At 48.2% G+C, this 21,276-nt stretch carries 20 protein-coding genes; 14 read left to right on the forward strand and 6 right to left on the reverse strand.

The window, feature by feature from the left end; translation table 11 throughout:
- Window positions 1-128 precede the first annotated feature (128 nt).
- The 7 genes from B5F87_RS15115 to B5F87_RS15145 are packed head-to-tail and all read left to right on the forward strand — an operon-like array spanning window position 129 to window position 7,690.
- The gene (locus B5F87_RS15115) at window positions 129-1,127 is read left to right on the forward strand and encodes a M14 family metallopeptidase (protein ID WP_087282488.1); all 999 of its coding nucleotides are present in this window, start codon (window positions 129-131) and stop codon (window positions 1,125-1,127) included.
- Complete coding sequence (locus B5F87_RS15120) at window positions 1,124-2,458, forward strand: MATE family efflux transporter (protein ID WP_087282490.1); 1,335 nt, start codon at window positions 1,124-1,126, stop codon at window positions 2,456-2,458. Before B5F87_RS15115 ends, B5F87_RS15120 begins: the two co-directional genes overlap by 4 nt.
- The gene (locus tag B5F87_RS15125; protein WP_087282492.1) at window positions 2,458-4,125 is read left to right on the forward strand and encodes an ABC transporter substrate-binding protein; all 1,668 of its coding nucleotides are present in this window, start codon (window positions 2,458-2,460) and stop codon (window positions 4,123-4,125) included. The genes B5F87_RS15120 and B5F87_RS15125 overlap by 1 nt, the downstream gene beginning before the upstream one ends.
- 46 nt (window positions 4,126-4,171) lie before the next feature.
- Window positions 4,172-5,110, forward strand: a complete 939-nt coding sequence (gene nikB, locus B5F87_RS15130) for a nickel ABC transporter permease (RefSeq protein WP_087282494.1) — start codon at window positions 4,172-4,174, stop codon at window positions 5,108-5,110.
- A 5-nt stretch (window positions 5,111-5,115) separates the two neighbouring features.
- Window positions 5,116-5,943: a nickel transporter permease gene (gene nikC, locus B5F87_RS15135; protein ID WP_087282496.1), complete on the forward strand. Its 828-nt coding sequence runs from the start codon at window positions 5,116-5,118 to the stop codon at window positions 5,941-5,943.
- 12 nt (window positions 5,944-5,955) lie between these two features.
- Entirely contained in the window at window positions 5,956-6,738 is a 783-nt protein-coding gene (locus tag B5F87_RS15140; RefSeq protein ID WP_087282499.1) for an ABC transporter ATP-binding protein, read from the forward strand.
- On the forward strand, window positions 6,731-7,690 hold the full coding sequence (locus B5F87_RS15145) for an ABC transporter ATP-binding protein (RefSeq protein ID WP_087282501.1): 960 nt from the start codon (window positions 6,731-6,733) through the stop codon (window positions 7,688-7,690). Before B5F87_RS15140 ends, B5F87_RS15145 begins: the two co-directional genes overlap by 8 nt.
- Before the next feature lie 109 nt (window positions 7,691-7,799).
- Here B5F87_RS15145 and B5F87_RS15150 read toward each other — a convergent pair whose 3' ends face one another.
- Window positions 7,800-8,987 (reverse strand): CDP-glycerol glycerophosphotransferase family protein, encoded by a 1,188-nt coding sequence (locus B5F87_RS15150; RefSeq protein ID WP_087282503.1) that lies wholly within the window; start codon window positions 8,985-8,987, stop codon window positions 7,800-7,802.
- 26 nt (window positions 8,988-9,013) lie between these two features.
- Window positions 9,014-9,760, reverse strand: a complete 747-nt coding sequence (locus B5F87_RS15155) for a hypothetical protein (protein ID WP_143405264.1) — start codon at window positions 9,758-9,760, stop codon at window positions 9,014-9,016.
- 213 nt (window positions 9,761-9,973) lie between these two features.
- Between B5F87_RS15155 and B5F87_RS15160 the strand changes: the two genes are divergently transcribed.
- The 3 genes from B5F87_RS15160 to B5F87_RS15170 all read left to right on the forward strand — a co-directional run bounded on the left by B5F87_RS15160 (window position 9,974) and on the right by B5F87_RS15170 (window position 13,217).
- Window positions 9,974-10,816: a hypothetical protein gene (locus B5F87_RS15160; RefSeq protein WP_087282507.1), complete on the forward strand. Its 843-nt coding sequence runs from the start codon at window positions 9,974-9,976 to the stop codon at window positions 10,814-10,816.
- Window positions 10,817-11,011: 195 nt separating this feature from the next.
- Window positions 11,012-11,971: a phosphate acetyltransferase gene (gene pta / locus B5F87_RS15165; RefSeq protein ID WP_087282508.1), complete on the forward strand. Its 960-nt coding sequence runs from the start codon at window positions 11,012-11,014 to the stop codon at window positions 11,969-11,971.
- 148 nt (window positions 11,972-12,119) lie between these two features.
- Window positions 12,120-13,217, forward strand: coding sequence for a glycerol dehydrogenase (locus B5F87_RS15170; protein ID WP_087282527.1), 1,098 nt, complete (start codon window positions 12,120-12,122; stop codon window positions 13,215-13,217).
- Between the two features lie 105 nt (window positions 13,218-13,322).
- Here B5F87_RS15170 and B5F87_RS15175 read toward each other — a convergent pair whose 3' ends face one another.
- From B5F87_RS15175 to sbcD, 3 genes are all read right to left on the reverse strand, one after another.
- Complete coding sequence (locus tag B5F87_RS15175) at window positions 13,323-14,255, reverse strand: SH3 domain-containing protein (protein WP_158097060.1); 933 nt, start codon at window positions 14,253-14,255, stop codon at window positions 13,323-13,325.
- Window positions 14,256-14,353: 98 nt separating this feature from the next.
- Window positions 14,354-17,755 (reverse strand): SMC family ATPase, encoded by a 3,402-nt coding sequence (locus tag B5F87_RS15180; RefSeq protein WP_087282513.1) that lies wholly within the window; start codon window positions 17,753-17,755, stop codon window positions 14,354-14,356.
- A complete protein-coding gene (gene sbcD, locus B5F87_RS15185) occupies window positions 17,752-18,963 on the reverse strand; it encodes an exonuclease subunit SbcD (protein ID WP_087282515.1) in 1,212 nt (403 codons plus the stop codon). Before sbcD ends, B5F87_RS15180 begins: the two co-directional genes overlap by 4 nt.
- 215 nt (window positions 18,964-19,178) lie before the next feature.
- Between sbcD and B5F87_RS15190 the strand changes: the two genes are divergently transcribed.
- The 4 genes from B5F87_RS15190 to B5F87_RS21735 all read left to right on the forward strand — a co-directional run bounded on the left by B5F87_RS15190 (window position 19,179) and on the right by B5F87_RS21735 (window position 20,610).
- On the forward strand, window positions 19,179-19,472 hold the full coding sequence (locus B5F87_RS15190; protein ID WP_087282517.1) for a type II toxin-antitoxin system RelB/DinJ family antitoxin: 294 nt from the start codon (window positions 19,179-19,181) through the stop codon (window positions 19,470-19,472).
- A 180-nt stretch (window positions 19,473-19,652) separates the two neighbouring features.
- Window positions 19,653-19,955, forward strand: a complete 303-nt coding sequence (locus B5F87_RS15200) for a hypothetical protein (RefSeq protein ID WP_087282518.1) — start codon at window positions 19,653-19,655, stop codon at window positions 19,953-19,955.
- A gap of 45 nt (window positions 19,956-20,000) precedes the next feature.
- The gene (locus B5F87_RS21730; protein WP_343215773.1) at window positions 20,001-20,345 is read left to right on the forward strand and encodes an EamA family transporter; all 345 of its coding nucleotides are present in this window, start codon (window positions 20,001-20,003) and stop codon (window positions 20,343-20,345) included.
- A 46-nt stretch (window positions 20,346-20,391) separates the two neighbouring features.
- On the forward strand, window positions 20,392-20,610 hold the full coding sequence (locus B5F87_RS21735) for an EamA family transporter (protein ID WP_343215774.1): 219 nt from the start codon (window positions 20,392-20,394) through the stop codon (window positions 20,608-20,610).
- 6 nt (window positions 20,611-20,616) lie between these two features.
- Here the strand turns inward: B5F87_RS21735 and cyaB are convergent, their stop codons facing one another.
- A complete protein-coding gene (gene cyaB / locus B5F87_RS15210) occupies window positions 20,617-21,153 on the reverse strand; it encodes a class IV adenylate cyclase (RefSeq protein ID WP_275532340.1) in 537 nt (178 codons plus the stop codon).
- Window positions 21,154-21,276: the final 123 nt, after the last annotated feature.

The following is a 21,276-nucleotide window of genomic DNA, read 5'->3' on the forward strand; positions in this document are numbered from 1 at the left end:
GTTTTTACCCATGTTTTATTTATTTTCTTTTATTTACAATTTCATAGAAAGGAGATGTGTGTCTGTACAGACTGAAGACTATTTTTATATGGTCATAGTCTGCGATTGATTTTACAGGAGGATATTGTATGGAATTTCAGTTGAGAAATTTTACAGTACATAAGGGAGAGAAAATCAGTGGATTTTTGGATCTTCCGTTTACAGACGAAGGTCTTCCTGCCACAGTTATATATGGGCAGGAGGATGGTGATACTGTGCTTATCACAGGAGGAATCCATAATGCGGAGTATGTGGGCATCGAAGCCGTGACAGGTCTTGCCAGAGAACTGGATCCGGAGGATGTGAAGGGGATCTTGATTCTCATTCATATCGTCAATATCAATGGATTCCGCGCCCGTACAGTGAGCGTGTCCAGAGAGGACGGCAAAAACCTAAACAGAGTGTTCCCGGGCAGTGAGCACGGTACATTTACAGAAAAGCTGGCTTTTTTTATGGAAAAAGAGCTTTTTTCCCGAATCGATTACTATATCGATGTTCACAATGGCGATTGGTTTGAGGATTTGAAACCATTTATTTACAGTGTGGGCAATGCTGCGCCGGAAGTTGTGGCAAAAGCTGAAGAAATGGCCGCAAAAGCAGATGTGCCGTTCTATGTAAAATCGGGCATTGGTACCGGAGGCGCGTACAATTATGCCGGTACGCTGGGAATCCCATCGGTTCTTATTGAGAGGGGCTGCAAAGGCCAGTGGTCGGAGGAAGAGGCGGAGGCGTCGCGGAAAGATGTCCGCAATATTCTTCGTTATCTGGGAGTACTTACAACAGAACCGGAGCCGCAGACGCAGACGCCGGTACATATGCGCCACGCGCATTATGTGGATTCCGTCAATGAGGGCTGCTGGCATCCTTTTAAAAACGCCGGTGATGAAGTGAAAAAAGGCGAGTGTATCGGCGTGCTGAAAGATTATTTCGGAAATGTGATCGAGGAAGTACGGATGAGAGAGGATGCGGTGATTCTTTACCAGACGATATCCTATTCCGTTCCTGCCGATTCCCCGCTTATCGCCTATGGCCATTATGATTCCTGTATTGAGAAGGAAAATCAGGATCCACAGGAGGCTGAACAGTGAAAAATGCAGGGCTTACGGAAGGAAATGTGACGAAAAAGATACTGTTTTTCGCTCTGCCTCTTTTGGGAAGCAGCCTGATCCAGCAGCTTTACACAACGGTAGATCTGGTTTTTGTGGGGCAGTTTCTGGGGACGGAAGCTTCAGCGGCAGTGGGAGCCAGCAGCCTGATCATCACATGTCTTGTGGGATTTTTTACCGGTATGGCAGTGGGGACCAGCGTATTTACCGCACAGTATTTCGGAGGAAAGCGCTGGGAAGAACTCAGGCGTCTCATTCAGACAATGTTTCTGGTGGGAATCGGAGGCGGCATCATTCTGATGATCATTGGCATCAGCGGTGCAGAGATTTTTCTTACCGCCATGGGAACGCCCGAAAATATCATGAGACAGGCGGTCCTTTATCTGAAGGTGTACATGAGCGGTATGGTACCGATCGTTTTATATAACCTCATGAGCGGTATTATCCGGGCGCTGGGGGATTCCGGAAATCCTATGTTTTTCCAGTGTGTGGGAGGTGTTCTGAATATCATTGGAGATTATGTCTGCATTGTTGTTCTGAAAATGGGAGTGGAAGGAACGGCCATTGCGACAGTGATTTCGCAGGCCGTGGCAGCCATCTGTGCCGTAGTATATCTGGTTCGCCTTCGCAGTCCGTACGCGTTACGGCTGTCCGAATCCGGATTCTACGGCCGGGAGTTTGTAAATGTGCTTCGGGTAGGCGTGCCGGCTGGCGTCCAGTCAATCGTGATCACTTTTTCCAATATTTTGATTCAGTCACAGATTAATACGCTGGGGGTAACATCCATTGCGGCGTTTACTGTATATTTTCGGACGGAGATGGTGATGTATCTGCCGATTCTGGCTCTTGGACAAGCTGTGGTTTCTTTTATAGGACAAAATTATGGCGCAGGAAAGACAGATCGTATCCGGCAAGGAAACCGGGTTTGTATGGCTGGAGGTTCCGCCGTGATCATAGCGGCCGGAATTGTGCTGATGCTGACAGCGCCGATATACCTTCACATTTTTACGAAGGATGCGGCGGTGATCGAACAGACAGCATCGATTATCCGAACTACTTTTCCGTTTTATTTCCTGTATGTGATTCTGGAATGCTTAAGCGGTAATCTGCGGGGATATGGAAAGGCGGCTGCGCCTATGCTGGTGACTATCATAAGCTTTTGTGGATTGAGAATCCTGTTTATGCTGGCAGCTATGAAAGTGAAGCCATCGGTGCAGAGCGTGGCTCTCAGCTATCCGGTGTCCTGGGCGGCAGCGGTGATTCTCCTGGCGTTTGTTGTACGAAGATTTAATAACAGAGGAGGAAAAATGTAATGAAAATAAAAAAAATACTGGCAGTGACAATGTCTTCGCTGATGTTGTTCGGAGGGGTGACCGGCTGCGGATGGTCTTCAGGAACGGAAGGCAGTACCTCAGATACAGCGGCGTCTTCGGGCAACCGGGAAGATGAAGTAAATCAGGAGGCGTATCAGACGGAGCAAGACGCTGCTGCCGGCAGCAGCATGACCTTTGGTATTCAGAATTACAGCGGCGGTGGTCTGGATCCGGCTTCCGAGATCAACTGTGCGTGGAATCTTTCCCGATATGGAGTCGGGGAATGCCTCTTTAAATTCGATGATTCCATGAATGTGGTCAATACCCTCTGCGATGAGTACACCGTCAATGATGAGCATACGGAATGGGTGTTCCATATACGGGACGGCGTGAAGTTTTCCGATGGATGCGATCTCACGCCGGAAGAGGTGAAGGCAAGTTTTGAGCGGCTCTTTGAGGCTGGTGAGAGCGGTTCTTCCGCTCCGGAAGTATACCTGGAGAAAGAAGCGGAGCTGATTGCAGATAATGAGAAAGGCACCCTGACTATTAAGACGACGCAACCGTATGTGGATCTGACGAAGAATCTTGCTTATCCGGTCATGGCAATTGTGGATGTGGAACATACGACGGATTATGACCATGGCGTGATCGGTACCGGTCCGTATGTTGCCACTAACTTCCGGGAAGAAGTGGGATATACCATGATAGCCAATGAAAATTACTGGGATGGAGAAGTGCCTTTTGAGACGGTAGAACTTCTGTATATGGGGGATGCTTCCGCCAAGGCTATGGCGCTGCAGTCCGGTCAGCTTGACCTGGCGGAGAATGTTACCAATATTAACGACTTAAATACACTGCGGGAAGATCCTGACTTTACCGTTACTATTGCCAGCAGTGTGCGAACCGGTCTGGCACATATGAACGTGTCCGAGGGAAGGCTCCTGTCCAGTAAGACGCTGCGGGAGGCTGTTCAGATGGCCCTTGACGATGAGACCATGTGTTCTGTCACCGTAGGCGGCCTTTATACCTCCGGTTATTCTGTGCTGCCGTCCAATCTGGATTATGGCTATGAGAACCTGACAGACCCGTATTCTTATAATCAGGAAGCGGCGATACAGCTCCTGGACGAGGCGGGAATCGTAGATACCAACGGCGACGGTATTCGCGAGCTGGACGGAGAGGAGGTTGTTCTTCATTATGTGACCTATGAGAACCGTTGTCTGGATGATTTTGCTGAGGCTATTCAACAGCAGCTTGCCGAAATTGGTATTGGCGTCGATCTGGAGATTGGAGATTCCGCACGCCAGTGGGACAGCTACCAGTCCGGTGATTTCGATTTGAACGGTTCCAACTGGACGACAGTAGGCACCGGAGACCCTACGGAATACCTGGCGGCGTGGTGTTCCACATCCGGCTCCGATTACTGCGGCTATAAAAATGATGAATATGATGAATTATTTAACCAATTGAGCACTACCTTTGATGAAGATGCCCGCCGTGATATCATTCAGCGGATGCAGCAGATTCTTATTGATGATGCGGTAGTTATCGTCCACGGTTATTATAACAGTTCCATGATATCCAGAAATGCCGCCATAGGCGGCGCCGCGATTCATACTGCCGATTATTACTGGCTGACAACGGAAATTTATCCTGCTGCAGAATAATCGGACGTCTGCAGGCGGTATCTGTTGTGCAGAAAGGAGAAAAAATGTGACTGCGAAACAATTGGGAAAAAGGCTGATTCAGATTGTTTTTGTGGTGCTGGGGATCAGTTTTTTGTCGTTTTTGATAACATACCTGGCTCCCGGAGACCCCGTACGGACTATGTACGCGGCTTCCGGTATCGTGCCCAGTGAAGAAGTCATCCAGCAGACGCGGGAAGCCATGGGACTGAACCGCCCTGTGCTGGTGCAATACGCCGACTGGCTGTGGGGATGTCTCCACGGTGATTTCGGCACTTCTTACGCATATAACAATCCCGTTTCTACTTTGCTTTTAAACAGGCTCTGGCCGACGTTAAAGCTCTCGATTTTTGCCATGATTCTTATGTTGGCCGTGTCTGTTCCTGTGGGTATGATACAGGCGACCCATAAAAATACAGTTCTGGATTACGGACTGCGGGGGATTACATTTTTTGGCGTTTCCATGCCGAATTTCTGGGTGGGATTGCTGCTGATGCTGTTTTTCTGCGTCCAGCTTAAATGGCTTCCGGTTGTCTGCTCCGGGGGAGATTTTAAAAGTATGATTCTTCCTGCTGTTACCCTGGCTTTTGCTATGTCTGCCAAATATACAAGACAGGTGCGGACGGCGATTCTGGAAGAACTGAGCCAGGATTATGTGGTCGGCGCAAGGGCCAGGGGAGTGAAAGAATGGAAGATTCTATGGATGAATGTGTTTCCAAACTCCCTGCTGCCATTACTTACCATGCTTGGATTATCCATGGGATCGCTCCTTGGCGGTACTGCGGTGGTCGAAGTGATTTTTACTTATCCGGGAATGGGAAATCTGGCGGTATCTGCCATTACCGCTTACGACTATCCGCTGATTCAGGGTTATGTTTTATGGATATCTTTGATTTACATGGTGGTCAACCTGCTGGTGGATATTTCTTATAATCTGGTTGATCCGCGGATGAAAGGGGAGAGGTAGAGAAAATGAAAATTAAAAATTTCGTTGTGAAAAATAAGTCTTTCTGTTTCTTTGCGTTCCTCGCCCTTCTGATCATTCTTGCCGCTGTGTTCGCGCCGGTACTTACGGGCGGCGTCAGCCCGTCGGAAGCCGTACTGGAAGATGCGCTGCAGCCCCCAAGTTCGGAGCATATTTTTGGGACGGACAAGCTGGGACGTGATATCTATACCCGCGTTATTTACGGCGCACGCACCAGTCTGGTATCGGCATTTTCGGTTGTTATCATTATCTTTGTTCTGGGAACGGTGCTTGGAGTACTGTCCGGATACTTTGGCGGATGGGTGGATGCCGTTATCATGCGTATCGCCGATCTGATGGTATCGTTCCCGGGTATGGTTTTTGCCATGGCTATCGCCGGCGTCATGGGAGCCAGCATAAGAAATGCGGTGATCGCCGTATCTTTAGTCAGCTGGACCAAATATGCCCGTCTGGCCCGGAGTCTGGTATTAAAAATCCGAAACCGGGACTATGTGGCAGCAGCTGTGGTCACGGGCTCTAAAACGCCCTACATCTTAAAAAAATATATGATTCCCAATGTCATTCCGACTCTGGTCATCACAGCCGCTACGGATATTGGAGGCATGATGCTGGAACTGGCGGGACTTTCGTTCCTGGGATTTGGTGCCAAGGCTCCTACGCCCGAATGGGGACTGATGTTGAATGAAGGGCGTCAGTTTATCCAGAACGCTTCCTGGATGATGATCTTTCCGGGAGCCGCCATTTTTATCGTGGTAGTTGTCTTTAATTTGCTGGGCGACGCGCTTCGGGATGTTCTCGATCCCAAAGATGAGTAGGAGGCGAATGGTATGTTAGAAATAAAAAATGTTACGATTGCCTATGGCGAACGCCCGGTGGTCAGAGATTTCAGTATGACCATGGGGAAGGGGGAGATTGCTTCGCTGGTAGGCGAATCCGGCTCGGGAAAAACCACTGTGATCCGCGCGGTGCTGGGGCTTCTTCCCGGAGGCGGCAGAGTGACAAAGGGGGATATCCTCTTTGAAGGGAAGTCCCTGCTGAAGAACACGGGGGAACAGTGGAGAGCGCTCCGGGGCACGGACATTTCCATGATTTTCCAGGACTCCGGCTCTATGCTGAATCCCATCAGAAAAATCGGCAATGTATTTGTGGAATATATCCGTACCCATGAAAAAGTCAGTAAAAAAGATGCCTGGAAAAAAGGAATTGAGATGATGGAACGCATGCGCCTGCCTGATGGAAACAATATTATGAACTCTTATCCGTTTCAGCTTTCCGGCGGCATGAGGCAGCGTGTCGGCATCGCCATGGCAATGACATTTCAGCCGAAACTGCTTCTGGCCGATGAGCCGACTTCGGCGCTGGATGTGACCACTCAGGCGCAAATTGTACGGCAGATGATGGAACTTCGGGATGAATATGGAACCAGTATTATTATGGTTACGCATAATCTGGGAGTTGCTGCCTATATGTCCGACCAGATCGTGGTGATGAGAGATGGACAGATTGCGGATATGGGAGACAGAAAACAGATCCTGCAGGGAGGCAGGAGTGTCTATACCAGGGAGCTTCTGGATGCGGTTCCGTCTTTGGGAGGTGAACGTTATGTTTGATGAAAAGGATCTGCTTCTGGAGACGAGACACGTGACAAGACGTTTTCCCGCTCCGGGCGGAAGGACTTTGACGGCCTGTAATGATGTCAGTCTGAAGTTTTATAGAGGGAAAACGCTGGGGTTGATAGGAGAATCCGGCTGCGGTAAATCTACATTTATGCGCCTTGTGGTCAGACTGGATAAACCGACGGAAGGGGAAATTATTTTCCAAGGGAAGAATCTGACCAATCTGAAGGGAGAAGAGCTTCGGCAGACCCGTCAGCATATCCAGATGGTTTTCCAGGATCCGGGCGGTTCGTTTAATCCGAAGATGAAGATTCGGGATATCATTTGTGAGCCGCTTATAAATTTCAGACGGATCAAAGCGTCTCAAAAGGAAGAAACAGCCCGGAAGCTTCTGGAGACAGTGGAGCTTCCGGCGGATTTTGCCGATCGTTATCCCCATAATATGTCCGGCGGACAGCGGCAGAGGATTGCCATTGCCCGGGCTATCGCCCTGGAGCCGGATCTGATCATCATGGATGAGGCTACCTGCGCTCTGGATGTATCTGTGCAGAAGACCATCATCGAACTTGTATGCAGGCTGCAGAAGGAGAAAAATATCGCCATCGGCTTTATTGCCCACGATCTGGGACTGATTCAGTCTTTTGCGCATCAGATTGCCGTGATGTATCTGGGTAATATCGTAGAAATCATTCCGGGGGAAAATGTAGATCAGGCACAGCATCCTTACACGAAGACTCTGATAAAAGCTATTTTTGATACCAGAATGGATTTCAGCAAAAAAATCGAGCGTATCGACAGTGAGATTCCGAGCCCGCTGGATATCCCTGCCGGATGTCCTTTTCAGACCCGCTGCGATCACTGTACCGAATTGTGCCGCGCCGAAAGCCCAGTCCTCAGAACAATCGGTGAAGGGCATGAAGTGGCCTGTCATTTTAATCTGATATAAACTTCTCAATCTTTATACCTTATACATTTCTTAATAAAAAACTTTCTCAATGCAAAAGGAGGGGTGATTCCGGTGAATCGCTCCTCCTTCCTTATGGTCAGTGATGAATTTATTTTATCAGGGAAATAATCCGCTCTGTGGCATGTCCGTCACAGCTTCCCATGAACTTGTTCTTAAAGTCAATGACTCTCTGTCTGTCAAACCGCTCGTCGATATGATGGATAGTGTCCAGGAGTTCGTCCTGGGTCTTTACCACCGGCCCCGGCGTCAGTTCAAAATAATCGTAATAGAAGCCGCGCCAGTCGCAGTAATCCTCATAATCATAGGCATAGAAAATCATCGGTTTCTCAAAGAGAGAATACTCAAAGATAAGAGAGGAATAGTCAGAAATACAAATGTCCGCGCTGCACAGCAGATCTTCGATAGTCAGTTCCTGTGTCAGATTTCTGGCAAAAGAAGAAAGTTCCTCTGGAATCTCCGGCGGGAATTTGACAAACGGGTGATGCTTGCAGACAAGAACATATTCATCGCCAAGCTCCTTTGCAAACCGGTAAAAATCAATCTCGTCCGGAGAAGTGGCGCTGGCCACATGTCCGCGGAAAGTCGGCGCGTAGAGAATAACCTTTTTGCCTCTTGCTTCCGGCATTACTTCGTAGAGTTTCTCCCTGCGGCTGTTTACGAATTCCTCATCGTAGAATAAATCCGTCCGGCTGATTCCCGTGGCCTGTACGATGCCCTTTGGCAGATTCATAGCCTCTTCGTACGCCCAGATTACTTCCGGGCTGCTGACAGTCACCACGTCCAGATTACCGTAATTCGGATATTTGTCCAGTGTGGCGGCGGAAGCGCCGAATTTAAGTTCCGCTGTGCTTCGTCCGAACTTCTTGAAAGCACCACAGCCATGCCAAAGATTGATCGCCATGGTTTCCTTCCGGAGAGGAAGACAGGAGAGAACGATGGAAGCTTCGTCAAGGATCACGCACCGGCTGGTGGCCAGCTCCCTGATCATATGCTTTACATTTTCTGTAAATTCACGTCCTCTGGAGAAATTAAAATGAAGATGGGCGGTGGCCAGCTCATATTTGCCGGACTGTTCCATCACGTGGTACATGTATTCCATGGAATTAGACAGTTTGTCAAAGCGCATTTCCAGGAAAAGGATTTTATTCTCCTGGACCGGATTGTCTTTGCAGCACTGCCGATATAGTTTTGGAAAATAAATTTTATAACGGTAATGCTTATAGATCAGTTTCAGTCGTTTGATAACAGCTCTTTTAATAGTTCGAATGACTCCCATTGAGAAACTCCTTTGTTAAATATATTTTATGAAGATATCAGTGAAATCAGGTTAAAAGTCAGGCCGCAGATGATTCCGATGGATGCGATCAAAAGATTCCACTGAAAAAGAAAATCAATGAAGGCTCCCGGATTCCAGCCAAAAAAATGAGCGCAGACGGACAACAGGAGAAATAAAAGTTCCAGCATTAACAATCCCCCTGCGGCCATATGCAGATCCTGGCGGCTCAGCTCCATATTCATTGATACGCTTATGATAACATATAAATATGCAAACATTATTATTATATCAGCGCCGCCGAGCTGTTGCAAGGCTTTAAAAAAAGAATCTGTTCCGTTCTGGAAAGCGGCAGGAAGTGCCTGCAGATTGTCCGGAAGAAACTGTCCTCCGAGAAAAAGAAGAAACGGAGGCAGCAGAAGAGGCCCGATGCCGATAAAAAACAGACCGGTATCCCGGCGCAGGCTGTGAAACAGCCCCTGTCCTTCATAATGCATTTTGACATAACCGAGAGTGCCGCCGTTTTTCTTTGCTGTTTTGATCCGCCGGTACAGACAGACCTTGTCGATATGGTATCCAAAAAGCAGCGCAAAAATCAGATGCGACAGCTCGTGAACCGGTGTCCCGATCAGGTTGAAAAAATCAAGCAGAAAATATCCCCGGGCGTTTTTGGAAAAATTACGCCATGCAGACTGCCTGGCCCGGCCCATGATAAAACCGAAAGCAACGAGTACCAGCAGTATTTTGATATTACATTGGATAAATAAGTCAAACATATATGTTCCCTCGCTGAAAATATGGCCTATCATATCATCATTATGCTGATTTTACAAGAACTGTTCTTATTCTATCAGATGAAATCGAAAAAATTGTGACGAAAAAAGAGGTATTGCACTTCCTGTGACAGAGAATTATGTTGAAATTTCAGCGTGAATTGTATAAAATTAGTACAGAATGTAAAAAAGAGAGAGAAGAGACGGAGGTAGCAAATGAATGGAATGGTAATAATCATCATTGCTCTTGTGGTTATTCTGGCGATAGCAGCCGCAGCAATGATATCCGGGAAAAAATCCGGGGAACAAAAGGAAGAAGGCGGGAATCGAATCAGAGATTTGAAAGTGGACGCGGTGGAAATGAAGAGAAAAAAGGAACCGGTCAAAGAGGATCCGGAGGTGACCGCAGCCAAAAAAGATTTGTATCAGTATCTGACGCAGGTTATCAAAAAGATGTTCATGCATTACCGGAGAGGTACCTGGAATCAGCTGACCCGGGTCAATGTTCCTTCCGGTGCGGTGCAGAAACATTACGACAGAATCAGGCAGTCTCTGACGCCTCAGTCTGCGGATATTCTGGACGATTTCTTTTCCTGTATTGACAGCGAGGGTTCTGAAGAAAAGAAGCCGGGAGAGGTGAGGGACGCAGAAAAGCTCCGTCAGGTATTCCTGCGCATGGTGCTTCCGTTCTATCCGGTGTATTATGACAAACTGGATGGCGTCAGATATACAGCGCTTCTCAATCAGACTATGCTCAATCTGTTCCATCGGCTGACCGGAAAGAAGTTTCGTCTCGGATATAAGAACAGGTACCGTTCCGGCGTGACTGCTTACCGTTGGGAAGGCAGCCGGTATCAGGTATTTGAGGAAGACGGAACCATGCTCTGTGACGCTGTCTTCCGGGACGGAAAAGTGTGGGAAGGTTTTGCCCGTCTTCCGGAGAATGGACAGCCGGGAGACAAAGACTGGGAGATGGTGAAGGCCGGAACATTCCAGGAAGGCCGGTTTGTGGATGGAACTCTGCAGTATATATATAGAAAGAAATGCGGACAGATTTAGGATAGATAATTTAGGATAGATGTGAAATGCGGCGCTTTGCGGGAACAGATTCCGCAGCTGGCTGCACATGCCGTATTCCTATGTTTAGGATAAAATACTTGCAATATCGGCGGCGTAATATTAAGATAGAATTACATGTATTTTGTATACATGCTCAAAAGATACATACAGAATATTTTATTGGAGGGACAAGAAATGTTTACAAAATTAGCGGAGCAGTTAAAGGCAAACCCGAGAACTATTGTTTTCACAGAAGGAACAGACGCCCGTATTCTCAATGCGGCTGATAAGCTGACCAATGAAGGGATTCTCGGCGTGATTCTTATCGGTGAAGAAGCAGAAGTGAAAAAAGCTGCTCAGGAAGGCGGTTTTCATATTGACAAATGTCAGATTGTGAATCCGGCGGATTACGGGGAGATGGAAGCCATGGTGGAAGAGATGGTTCGTCTTCGTAAGGGTAAAATGACGGAAGAACAGGTAAGAAGCGCTTTAGCGCAGGGAAATTATTTCGGAACCATGCTGGTGAAGATGGGCAAGGCAGACTGTCTGCTGGGCGGCGCCACCTATTCCACAGCAGATACGGTTCGTCCGGCGCTTCAGCTGATTAAGACAAAACCGGGCAACAAGATCGTAAGCTCTACTTTCATCATGGTAAAGGGCGACGAGAAGCTTGCTTTTGCGGATTGTGCGATCAATATTGATCCGACCGAGGACGATCTGGTGGAGATTGCCATCGAGAGCGCAAAGACGGCTGAGGTATTCGGTATTGATCCGAAGGTTGCCATGTTATCTTATTCCACATTGGGTTCCGGAAAGGGAGATTCTGTGACAAAAATGGCCAACGCCACAGCAAAAGTAAAAGAACTGGCTCCGGATCTGGCTATCGACGGCGAGCTGCAGTTTGACGCGGCTGTGTCTCCGGAAGTGGCAAAGATTAAATGTCAGGGCTCTCCGGTAGCCGGACAGGCCAACACCTTTATCTTCCCTGATATCAGCGCTGCCAACATCGGTTATAAGATCGCAGCTCGTCTTGGAGGATACGAAGCCATCGGACCAGTGCTGCAGGGACTTAACGCGCCGATCAATGACCTGAGCCGCGGCTGCAACGCAGACGAAGTATATAAAATGGCTCTTGTGACAGCGGCTTTGAGCTGATTTTTTGTGCAATTTTTAAATAATTTCTTCCATTTATGCAAAGTGTTTGTTATAATAATCACATAAAGTTTCGATATGAAGGAGACTTTACGGCATAATGACTATGCCGGAATATTTGCATGTGCATAAGGAAAGGAAGGATTCTATTATGGCAAATGTAATTATCAGCCCATCAAAATATGTGCAGGGCCCGGGAGAACTTGCAAATGTGGCAGAATACGCGGTGAAGTTAGGTAAGAAACCGTTTGTATTGATCAGTGAAGGCGGACGTAAGCGTGTCGGCGGTATCATTGAGGACAGCTTCAAAGATACCGGCTGTGAACTGACATTTGAGACATTCAACGGCGAGTGCTCCAAAAAAGAGATCGACCGTCTGGTTGCCATCGTAAAAGAAAAAAGCTGTGATCTCGTTATTGGTGTCGGCGGCGGAAAGATTTTTGATACCGCAAAAGCTGTTGCGTATTACACAGAGACGCCGGTTATCATCTGTCCGACCATTGCGGCAACGGATGCGCCTTGTTCCGCACTGACAGTTGTTTATACCGATGACGGTGTGTTTGAAGAATACCTGTGGCTGCCGGCTAACCCGAATGTGGTTCTGGTAGACACCGACATTATTGCCAAAGCACCGGCCAGACTTCTTGTATCCGGTATGGGTGATGCTCTGGCAACTTATTTTGAAGCAAAAGCATGTCAGATTTCCAACGCCACAAGCTGTGCGGGCGGCAATGTGACTGTTGCAGCTATGACATTGGCAAAAGCCTGCTACGATACTCTGATCGAGGAAGGCGTAAAGGCAAAACTGGCAGTGGAACAGGACGTATGTACTCCGGCAGTGGAGAAGATCATCGAGGCCAACACCCTTCTTTCCGGTATCGGATTTGAGAGCGGCGGTCTGGCAGGCGCGCATGCTATTCACAATGGTCTTACCTGTATTAAAGAATGCCACCATTTATATCATGGAGAAAAGGTTGCCTTCGGTACTCTGACACAGCTCGTTCTGGAGAATGCAGACGAAGACTTACTGGATGAAGTGATTTCCTTCTGTATGGAAGTAGGACTTCCTACTACCTTTGCGGATCTGGGAATTGAGAATCCTGACAAGGATGTTCTTATGGAAGCGGCTACGCTGGCAGCAGCTCCGACCGATACTCTGGGCAATGAGCCTATGGAGATTACACCGGAGAAGGTATACGCAGCCATGGTAGGAGCAGACGCTCTGGGAAGATATTATAAAGGACTGTAATATCGCAGAAGATTAACAGAGAAAGAATTTATGATCTTATAAAGAAAACCCTCCAGGGATTTGACTCCCGGGAGGGTTTTTGACTACCCGGACAAAGAAGACGGATTATCTTTGGCTGCTGCAGTAGGCGGCAGCGTCATAACAGCATGTCCAGTAGGAACTGGCCGGATAGTAGGTTGAGATAATGACCCTTCCTCTGGTGGACGATGCGTGAATATACTGACCATTGCCTATATACAGGGCCGCATGGTTTGAACCGGATTCAATCCGCATAAGGATATCTCCTGCCTGAAGAGCGGAGAGCGGTTTCCTGTAAGCGGTAAGTCTGGCGATTTGTCCGCTGGTGGTTTCTCCGATATTGATGCCGGAAGCAGATAGAAAAACGTCGCGCAGAAGACTGGAGCAGTCTGCATAGCCAGGAAAATTCCGTTTGGACTGACTGTAGAGATCGCCAAGACGGGCGCGTGCAGCAAATATTGCTTTGGACCGTATGGCGTCCGCACTCTGGGAGCCGGCGGCGGAGCCTGTACTGGTGCTGCCGGCGGGGCTTCCGGAAGCTGAGGCAGTTTTGCGGGTGGAAGTCAGGGAGCTGCTGATATAGCAGGTACGCTTTTTGTATTTGACTTTAGCCCATCCTGCATGTTTGCCGAGGCATTTCAGCCGGGTATTCTGCGGCACGACGGCAATGGAACTGTAGCCGGTTCCGGGACCCGTCCGGAGATTGACACCATCGCCGGATACATATATGACCTTGTACAGTTTCTTTAGATAGCGGGATTTGATGTAACTGACAGAACCGTTTGTTTTAACGGCTGTCCAGGAGCCGGAAGCTCCTATTTTTTTTACGCGCGCTCCTTTTCGTATGGTGGTCTGCACCGGGTAGTTGAGTCCCGGCCCTTTTCGCATGTGAACACTGGTTTTGGTCAGACAGACGGTTTTGGCAGTAGTCTTATAGGCGGTCCGGGCCTGCGCAGGTACCGCTGAAATCAGACAGACAGCCGACACGAGAATCAAACCATGTCGAATTTTAAAATGCATGTAACATCTCTCCCTTTTCTTAATGAAAATCATTACATTTTTGTAAAGTATAACACACTTTACTTAAAAATCAAAACAAAAATGTAACATTTTTCTTATTAACTGTATTCCATTTGGATATGGCTTCCATTTTGACTGTCATCAGAAGGAATGACGATGAGCTTCACCGGAACCCGGGCCTGAATGGCCTCCACATGGGTGATTATCCCGATGCTTCTCCGTGTATTTTGAAGGCGTTCCAGGCTTGTCATGACTACATCAAGGAGATCGTCGTCCAGGTTGCCGAAACCTTCGTCCAGAAAGAAAAGTTCCAGAGGGGCGGTGCCGTTTAGCTGGATGACTGAGGACAGTGCAAGCGCAAGGGAGAGAGAGGTAATAAAGGTTTCGCCTCCTGACAGGGTATCGCAGGGACGAAGGCTTCCTCCGTTTTTGTTATCCCGGATGATGAATTCGGTATTCTCATTGATCTCCAGTTCATAATTTCCGTTGGAGATAGAAGAAAGAATGACGGAAGCTTCTGCGGCGATGTAGCGGAGTCTGGATTCCGCTACATACTCAATAAACGAATTTCCTTTGAAAAGCTGCTCCAGCTGGCGGATGAGACCCCGGCGGTGCAGGGCTTCTTTCTGTTGTTGCAGCAGTTTGTTTTTCTGTCTCAGTTTTTGTTCACAATCCGCTGTCTCATTTGATAATACGGCCTCTTCTTTTTGCTGCTGTTCCAACAGGAGAGACGCCTGCTCCATATCGTTCTTTCGTTTTTTCCATTCCTCCTCAGAAATATTCTGATTTTGCTTTTTTTCTTCCAGATAAGCGAGGCGTTCTTTCGTCTTGGCAAAGGTTTCGCGGAACTTTGATATTTCTGTTTCCATGGAAGTCAGAGTTTCTTCAGAGAGATAAATGTCCTCCAAGACGGCATCCGGGGAAAAACCGGCAAGGGTGAGCTGTTTCCGCAGAGTTGCTTCTGCTTCCTTCTGATTTTTTCTGCAGAGTTTCCATTGGTTTTCCGCGGCCGAAGCTTCTTCTCGTTTGGACTGCAGAGCTTGTGCGTTTTCCTGATATTTTTTTTCCAGTGTATCTTTTTTTCGTTCCAGCAGCTCTCTTTGAGTTTTGGTTTCTTCCAAAAGGACAGAAAAATCCGTCTGGGAGGAATAACCGCCGGGAAGCTTTTGCTCGGCCTCTCCGATGAGTGTGCGGAAGTGGGTGATGTTGTTTCGGGCTGCCGTAATCTGTCCGGATAATGCCTGAGATTCTGCCGTGAGAGCTTCTCTGTCCTTCCGGCTGCTTTCCATCTGCTGCCGCAGAAAATGCAGTTCTTCCTGCAAAGAATCATAGTTCTTTTCCGCCGCCTGTTTTGCTTCAAGAGTCTCGGTAAAGTTTTCTGTATTCCACTGCTTTCGAAGGGCGAGGATTTCCTGCCCTGACTGCTGCAGTCTGCTGTACTGCTCCCGATTTTGTTTTAGCAGGCGGTCATATTGTTCTTTTCGCTGCATAAACCGTTCGCGGCAGGCAAGGAACTGTGTGGAGAGATTCTGAAGTTCCAGACGGAGAGTGTCGGCGTCAAAATTACCGGCAGCGGGAATCTCAGCAGAATCAACGGCACTGCGGTCATCAGTTCCGGAAGGAGAGGCGGAATTATCAGTATCAAAAGCAGCGGATAGCTCCGGAAGAAGATGATGGATCGTTTCCAGATTCCGGGAAGCGGAGGAGATCTGTTCCTCCGTTTTTCTCCGGGAATCTTCCAGTTCTTTTTCCTGTCGGGTCAGTTCTTCTGCCTTGCTTTGTAAATGTTGTAGCTGAAGGAGTACTGACGCATCATCGGAAAGCTCCGCTGTGTCCGGGGAGCTTTCTGCGATGACCTTGTCCGGATGCATGCCGTGGTCTTTATGATGAATACCGCCGCAGACCGGGCATATATCCCCATCTTTCAGACGGCTTCTTAACGTCAGCGCCATATGTCTGTTCTGTAATTCTTCCGTGTCTTTCTGAACGGAAACCTTGGCCTTTGTGAACGCTGCAAGCTGCACAGAAAGTTCGGCAAGCTGCTCCTGCTGTATGGTGAGATATCGGCGGGCTGTATCATGTATGGATGTGAGCTGTCCGGTGAGGCAGGAGAGTTCGGACTGTTCGGCTTCCAGCAGACGCCTCAGTTCCTGCGTCTCCTGTCTGGCTTCTTCATAAAGGCCGCGTTTTTCCCGATAGCTCTCTTCCAGAATATGCCCTTGTTCCAGACCGTGGAGCTCCTCGCGGGACGGTTTGATCTTTGCAGCCTTTTGTTCTTTTGACAAAATGGTTTCCTGAAGTCTGTTTTCTTCACGTCGGAATTCATCTTCTTTCTGATTGAGCACAGACAACTTTTTCTGCATATCGAGAAGCTGTTCCTCCGTTTCTTTCTGCCGGTTCATCCATGTATGAATGGACTGACTCTGTTCTATGGCATGCAGAAAATTCTGTTCCTGCTGTAATAATGTTGGCAGATGCAAAGCATAGGCTTCAGCGGCTGCTTCTTTTTCTTCCTGAAGCTGACGGCAGGAAGAAAGGAGAGTCTGTAATTCCCTCTGTACCTGTGAAAGAGTCCGCTGTGCATCTTCAGCATCCTGTTTGCTTTTTTCCGCCTGCGCGGCAAAAGGGCGGACCTGCGCGGCGCGTTTTCCGAGATTGAGCCGTTGTTCCTTTTCATCCATGGCTGGCATCTTCTGAAGAGCCTCTTCATACTTTTTCCTGACGGGTTCGTATTCAATGAGAAGGGAACGAACGGCGTCCGCTTCCTGGAATGCCCGGGCGGCTTCCTCCTTTTTTTCGGTAGTTTTTTTCATGCTTTTGATTAGAGCGGCGTATTTTTCTTTCAGTTCCTGCAGAGTTTCTCTGGAGATATTCTCAAACATCTGCACCTGTCCGTCCAGATTGCTGAGAAGGAGTTCTTGCTTCTGCCTGGCGGAGGAAATTTTCTGGGTAAGATCCATGCCATACTGTTCCAGATGGAAAATACGCTGCAGCATGCTGCGGCGTTCGGCGTTTTTAAGCTTGAGAAATTCGCTGAACTGTCCCTGAGGAAGAACGACGGTTCGCATGAAATCGTCGCTGTTCAGGCCCAGCAGACGAATGCATTCCTGTGTTACCTCCGTGGGGCGGTCTGCTAGAATCCGGGGCTGGTCTTCTGTCATATCTGCCAGAGAAGCGCCGGTGTTGCGCACTGTGGAGCCGGCGTTTCCCTTATGATAGCGGAAAGCGCGTTCCACCCGGTATATGTGGGTTTCTGTTGTGGTGATGGAAAACAGAAAGGAGACAGCGGCCGTCTCTTCATTGATGGTTATAAAGTTTTTGGTGGAACGGGGAAGTCTGGCGTACAGAGCCAGAGTTATGGCGTCCAGAATGCTGGATTTACCGCTGCCGGTGGGGCCGAATATACCGAATAATCCGGCGGAGGTCAATGTCTCAAAATCAATAGTCTGCTCTTTTCGGTAGCTGTTGATACCCCGCAGGGTCAGTTTAAGTGGTCTCATGGCAGATCCTCCTCATCCTGCATGATTTCCAGAAGGAGATCCAGGGTCTCCTGATCCATCTCTGTCTGGAACTTCTTTCTATAATAGTTTTTCACGAGAACCTCAAAAGGCAGGTCTTCCATGGGCTCAGAGGTGTGCGGGGAACCGGCGTCTTCCGGGAAGACAGGGCGGATGGACAGGATGTCTGCCTTCAGTTTTTTCATGGCCCGGATATCCTCCTCGTGAATGTAATGGTCAGTTTCAATCTCCATATAAACCCAGGAATCTTCGCCGGAGTGTTCTTCACAGCGGGCGAGGGCTTCTTCCGGGCTTTTACAGCGCCAGATTTCTATGGGTTTGTAAACCGGGAGAGGAATGCTCTGCAGCTGGCAGGAAAGACCGGGATGCGCTGTGACGGCGATGATTCGATTGCCAAAAGAGATTTCCCGCTGGTTATAATGAAGGGGAGAGCCGCTGTAGAGGGCGTTCTGGCGTCCGGGCACCTGCTGCGGTTTATGGACGTGGCCCAGTGCGATATAGTCGGCCTGTTCCGGGAAAATATCCCCGGGCAGGAGATAGCTGCCGCCGAGCTGTACGCTTCTCTCCGAACCATCCCCGGTGCTGTTCATGACAAAGAGATGGCTCATGACAAGATGAATGGCGTCCGGACGAAATTCTTCTGCCAGCCGGGAAAACAGCAGACGTATCCGGCGCTCATAACTTTCCGCTTTTTTTGCTTCTTCGTCCGCCGCGTTCAGATACAGTTCTCCCAGTCGTTTTTCGCTGGGAAACGGAACCAGAAGAATATCGGCTTTTTCTCCGGCAATCTCTGCATGGATGTAGCCGGGGCCGCTGCCGGTAATGCGGTTTTTTCCGTATTGTCCTGCAGGGATCACGGTGTTGGGCGTACCCGCCATAACGATACCGTGTTCCTGGGCAAGGGGACCGGAGGCGGTCAGACGCTCCGGGTTATCGTGATTACCTGAAATGATCACCGTCATACAGGCGCCGTCCCGGGAAAGCTGTTTCAATGTATCATAAAAAAGCTGCTCCGCCATGGCAGGCGGATTATAATTATCATAAATATCTCCGGCAATGAGGATCAGATCCGCCTGTTCTCTTTCACAGATGCGGACAAAATCTTTCAGAAACAATTCCTGCTCCGGGAGACGGCTGTGACCCTCCAGATTTTTACCCAGATGCCAGTCCGCCGTGTGTATGATTTTCATGGAATACCTTCTTTCTATATTATATCTTTTCATCTTATACCAGCAGAAAAAAGTTTGCAATAGGAGAAAACTTTTTGTAAATTCCTTTGATAAATCCTTGCAGTTTACCAACCTTTGATAAATAAGTTAAGCTTACATGCGAAATCAATACAAATGAATTGAAACAGCAATGATTATGTATTATAATAATAAAAAATGAAATGGAGGAATCATGAATGGCTACTACAATTCAAGTACGTGTTGATGATGAGTTAAAGAAAAAGTCAGATCAGTTGTTTAAAGATCTTGGCACAGATACCACTTCTGCAATCCGGATGTTTTTGACACAGGCTGTTGCCAATAACGGTTTCCCATTCGAAATAAAACGGGTGGAGCATAATCCGTATGCCGCCATGTCTGAAGAAATGATGTTGGAGAAACTTGAGAGATCAAGAGTATCTGCATCAAAGGGGAACTATAGATCCGCGGATGAGGTTGTTGCTGACATGAGGGAAAAGTATGGAATATAAAGTAGTAGTAACGCTCAATTAAAAGAACTGGGATATCGCAGGATAAATTTTCTCTCGCACAGATATTTTATGCTGTATCGAATTGTTGAGGACATTGTGTTTGTAGATAATATTTTTCATGAATTACAGGATTATGAAAGCAAAATGAAGTGAGAAGATAAAAAGGAACGGGTATAAACAATGGAACATTATCTGGATATAGCGACGGATGTTTTTAACAAAATAAAAGAGCACGTGACGGAGGAGATAGAGATTCCCTGTCTGATAAGCGGAAGAGAAGTGCAGCCGGGAGACACGATGAAGCTCTACCACCCTGCGGATGAGACGGAGGCGTTGCGGATTGAGATCACTGGCGTGAGCAACGCGACCGGTGATCAGACGGTGACAGCCTCTTTTGTTCTGCTGGAATGGATGTGCCGCCTGGAGACGGAACTTGATGAGCTGCTCCGGGAGGAGGAAGCCTGGATGCAGGGGCTTCTGTGAGGCTAATACGCCAAAATAAAGAAAAATGAAAGAAGTGAGAATAGTATGAAAAAAGAAATGATGCAGAAAACGGCGGTGGTATGGCTCCTTGCCATGGTGTGCTGCCTGCTCTGGGGGAGTGCCTTTCCCTGTGTAAAGATTGGCTATGAGCTATTTCGGATTGATGCTTCGAATACGACGTCCCAGATTGTCTTCGCGGGCACGCGGTTTTTTCTGGCCGGTGTTCTGGCGCTGATTTTTGGAAGTATTTCACAAAAAAGGCTGCTGATCCCGAAGAAAACGGATATTCCCATGATCGGGAAGCTGGCTTTGTTCCAGACCATTTTACAGTATTTGTTCTTTTACATCGGACTGGCCCACACCACGGGAGTGAAGCCTTACATTTTATGAGGCAGGATGCGTACCTCTTCTATTATATATGGCGCTGATTTCCGCTGTGGCCTACTCGCTCTGGGCGGTGCTTTTAAAATATAATCCGGTTTCAAGGGTGACGGTATTCGGTTTCATGAATCCGGTATTCGGCGTGATTTTGTCAGCCCTGCTTCTCCACGAAAACGGGCAGGCATTTACTTTGCGGGGAGTGACCTCGTTGATCCTGGTATGCATCGGCATCTATATTGTGAACCGTTCCGGTTCCGAAGCGCAGGAAATGTAAAGAAACTCATTTCTCCTGCTGCTTCTGAAGCATAAAAAGATAAGAATAACGGGTGGTATCTTCCATTCTGCAATCGAGGTCATGTAAGATAGCCTCGATTTTTTTCAGGGCGTCCGGACGCTCTGATTCCTGTTCCACGAGCATCTCAAGCTCCAGAAAAGAGCCAAGACCTTCCACCTGATCTACGCAGGCGGTGATGTTTTCAAGGTGATAATACTGGCGGAGCTTCCGCACGGGGGCAAGCTCCCGGTAACCCAGGGACAGAAGGATATTCCGGCAGACGCCGCCGTCGGCCACCTCTGTCTCAAGTTCTTTTCTGGTGTTGGAAACAGAGTCCAGCTTAGGCCCTTTGTATGTGAGAAAGGAGACGGCGCGGGTGTTGGAAAGGTTCTCGCTTTCCCGGATGCGGAGCGCCTCGTCCGTTCCCATGAAATCATGAAAATCACTGGTGAAATATGTATCCGATTCTTTGATCAGATGCCCGGGGATGAATCCGAGCCGGCGCAGACCCTGTTCGATGGCCGGCCGGCGGAAAACGGGCAGTTTAACTTTGGTCCTATGTCAAGAAAAAGTACAAATTAAATATGCCCTTTTAATGTTGAGTTACCCTGCTAAAGCTTCAGCTCTTTCATCTAATGCTGCATAGTATTCTTTTTCATACTGATC

The sequence above is a fragment of the Eubacterium sp. An3 genome, from assembly GCF_002159465.1.
GTDB lineage: Bacteria > Bacillota > Clostridia > Lachnospirales > Lachnospiraceae > Anaerobutyricum > Anaerobutyricum stercoris.

Excerpts from the sequence above, each read along its gene's own strand:
- B5F87_RS15115 (WP_087282488.1), top strand. The coding sequence starts at position 129 with ATGGAATTTCAGTTGAGAAATTTTACAGTACATAAGGGAGAGAAAATC.
- B5F87_RS15125 (WP_087282492.1), top strand. The coding sequence starts at position 2,458 with ATGAAAATAAAAAAAATACTGGCAGTGACAATGTCTTCGCTGATGTTG.
- nikC (WP_087282496.1), top strand. The coding sequence starts at position 5,116 with ATGAAAATTAAAAATTTCGTTGTGAAAAATAAGTCTTTCTGTTTCTTT.
- B5F87_RS15140 (WP_087282499.1), top strand. The coding sequence starts at position 5,956 with ATGTTAGAAATAAAAAATGTTACGATTGCCTATGGCGAACGCCCGGTG.
- B5F87_RS15145 (WP_087282501.1), top strand. The coding sequence starts at position 6,731 with ATGTTTGATGAAAAGGATCTGCTTCTGGAGACGAGACACGTGACAAGA.
- B5F87_RS15150 (WP_087282503.1), bottom strand. The coding sequence starts at position 8,987 with ATGGGAGTCATTCGAACTATTAAAAGAGCTGTTATCAAACGACTGAAA.
- B5F87_RS15155 (WP_143405264.1), bottom strand. The coding sequence starts at position 9,760 with ATGTTTGACTTATTTATCCAATGTAATATCAAAATACTGCTGGTACTC.
- B5F87_RS15160 (WP_087282507.1), top strand. The coding sequence starts at position 9,974 with ATGAATGGAATGGTAATAATCATCATTGCTCTTGTGGTTATTCTGGCG.
- pta (WP_087282508.1), top strand. The coding sequence starts at position 11,012 with ATGTTTACAAAATTAGCGGAGCAGTTAAAGGCAAACCCGAGAACTATT.
- B5F87_RS15170 (WP_087282527.1), top strand. The coding sequence starts at position 12,120 with ATGGCAAATGTAATTATCAGCCCATCAAAATATGTGCAGGGCCCGGGA.
- B5F87_RS15175 (WP_158097060.1), bottom strand. The coding sequence starts at position 14,255 with ATGCATTTTAAAATTCGACATGGTTTGATTCTCGTGTCGGCTGTCTGT.
- B5F87_RS15180 (WP_087282513.1), bottom strand. The coding sequence starts at position 17,755 with ATGAGACCACTTAAACTGACCCTGCGGGGTATCAACAGCTACCGAAAA.
- sbcD (WP_087282515.1), bottom strand. The coding sequence starts at position 18,963 with ATGAAAATCATACACACGGCGGACTGGCATCTGGGTAAAAATCTGGAG.
- B5F87_RS15190 (WP_087282517.1), top strand. The coding sequence starts at position 19,179 with ATGGCTACTACAATTCAAGTACGTGTTGATGATGAGTTAAAGAAAAAG.
- B5F87_RS15200 (WP_087282518.1), top strand. The coding sequence starts at position 19,653 with ATGGAACATTATCTGGATATAGCGACGGATGTTTTTAACAAAATAAAA.
- B5F87_RS21730 (WP_343215773.1), top strand. The coding sequence starts at position 20,001 with ATGAAAAAAGAAATGATGCAGAAAACGGCGGTGGTATGGCTCCTTGCC.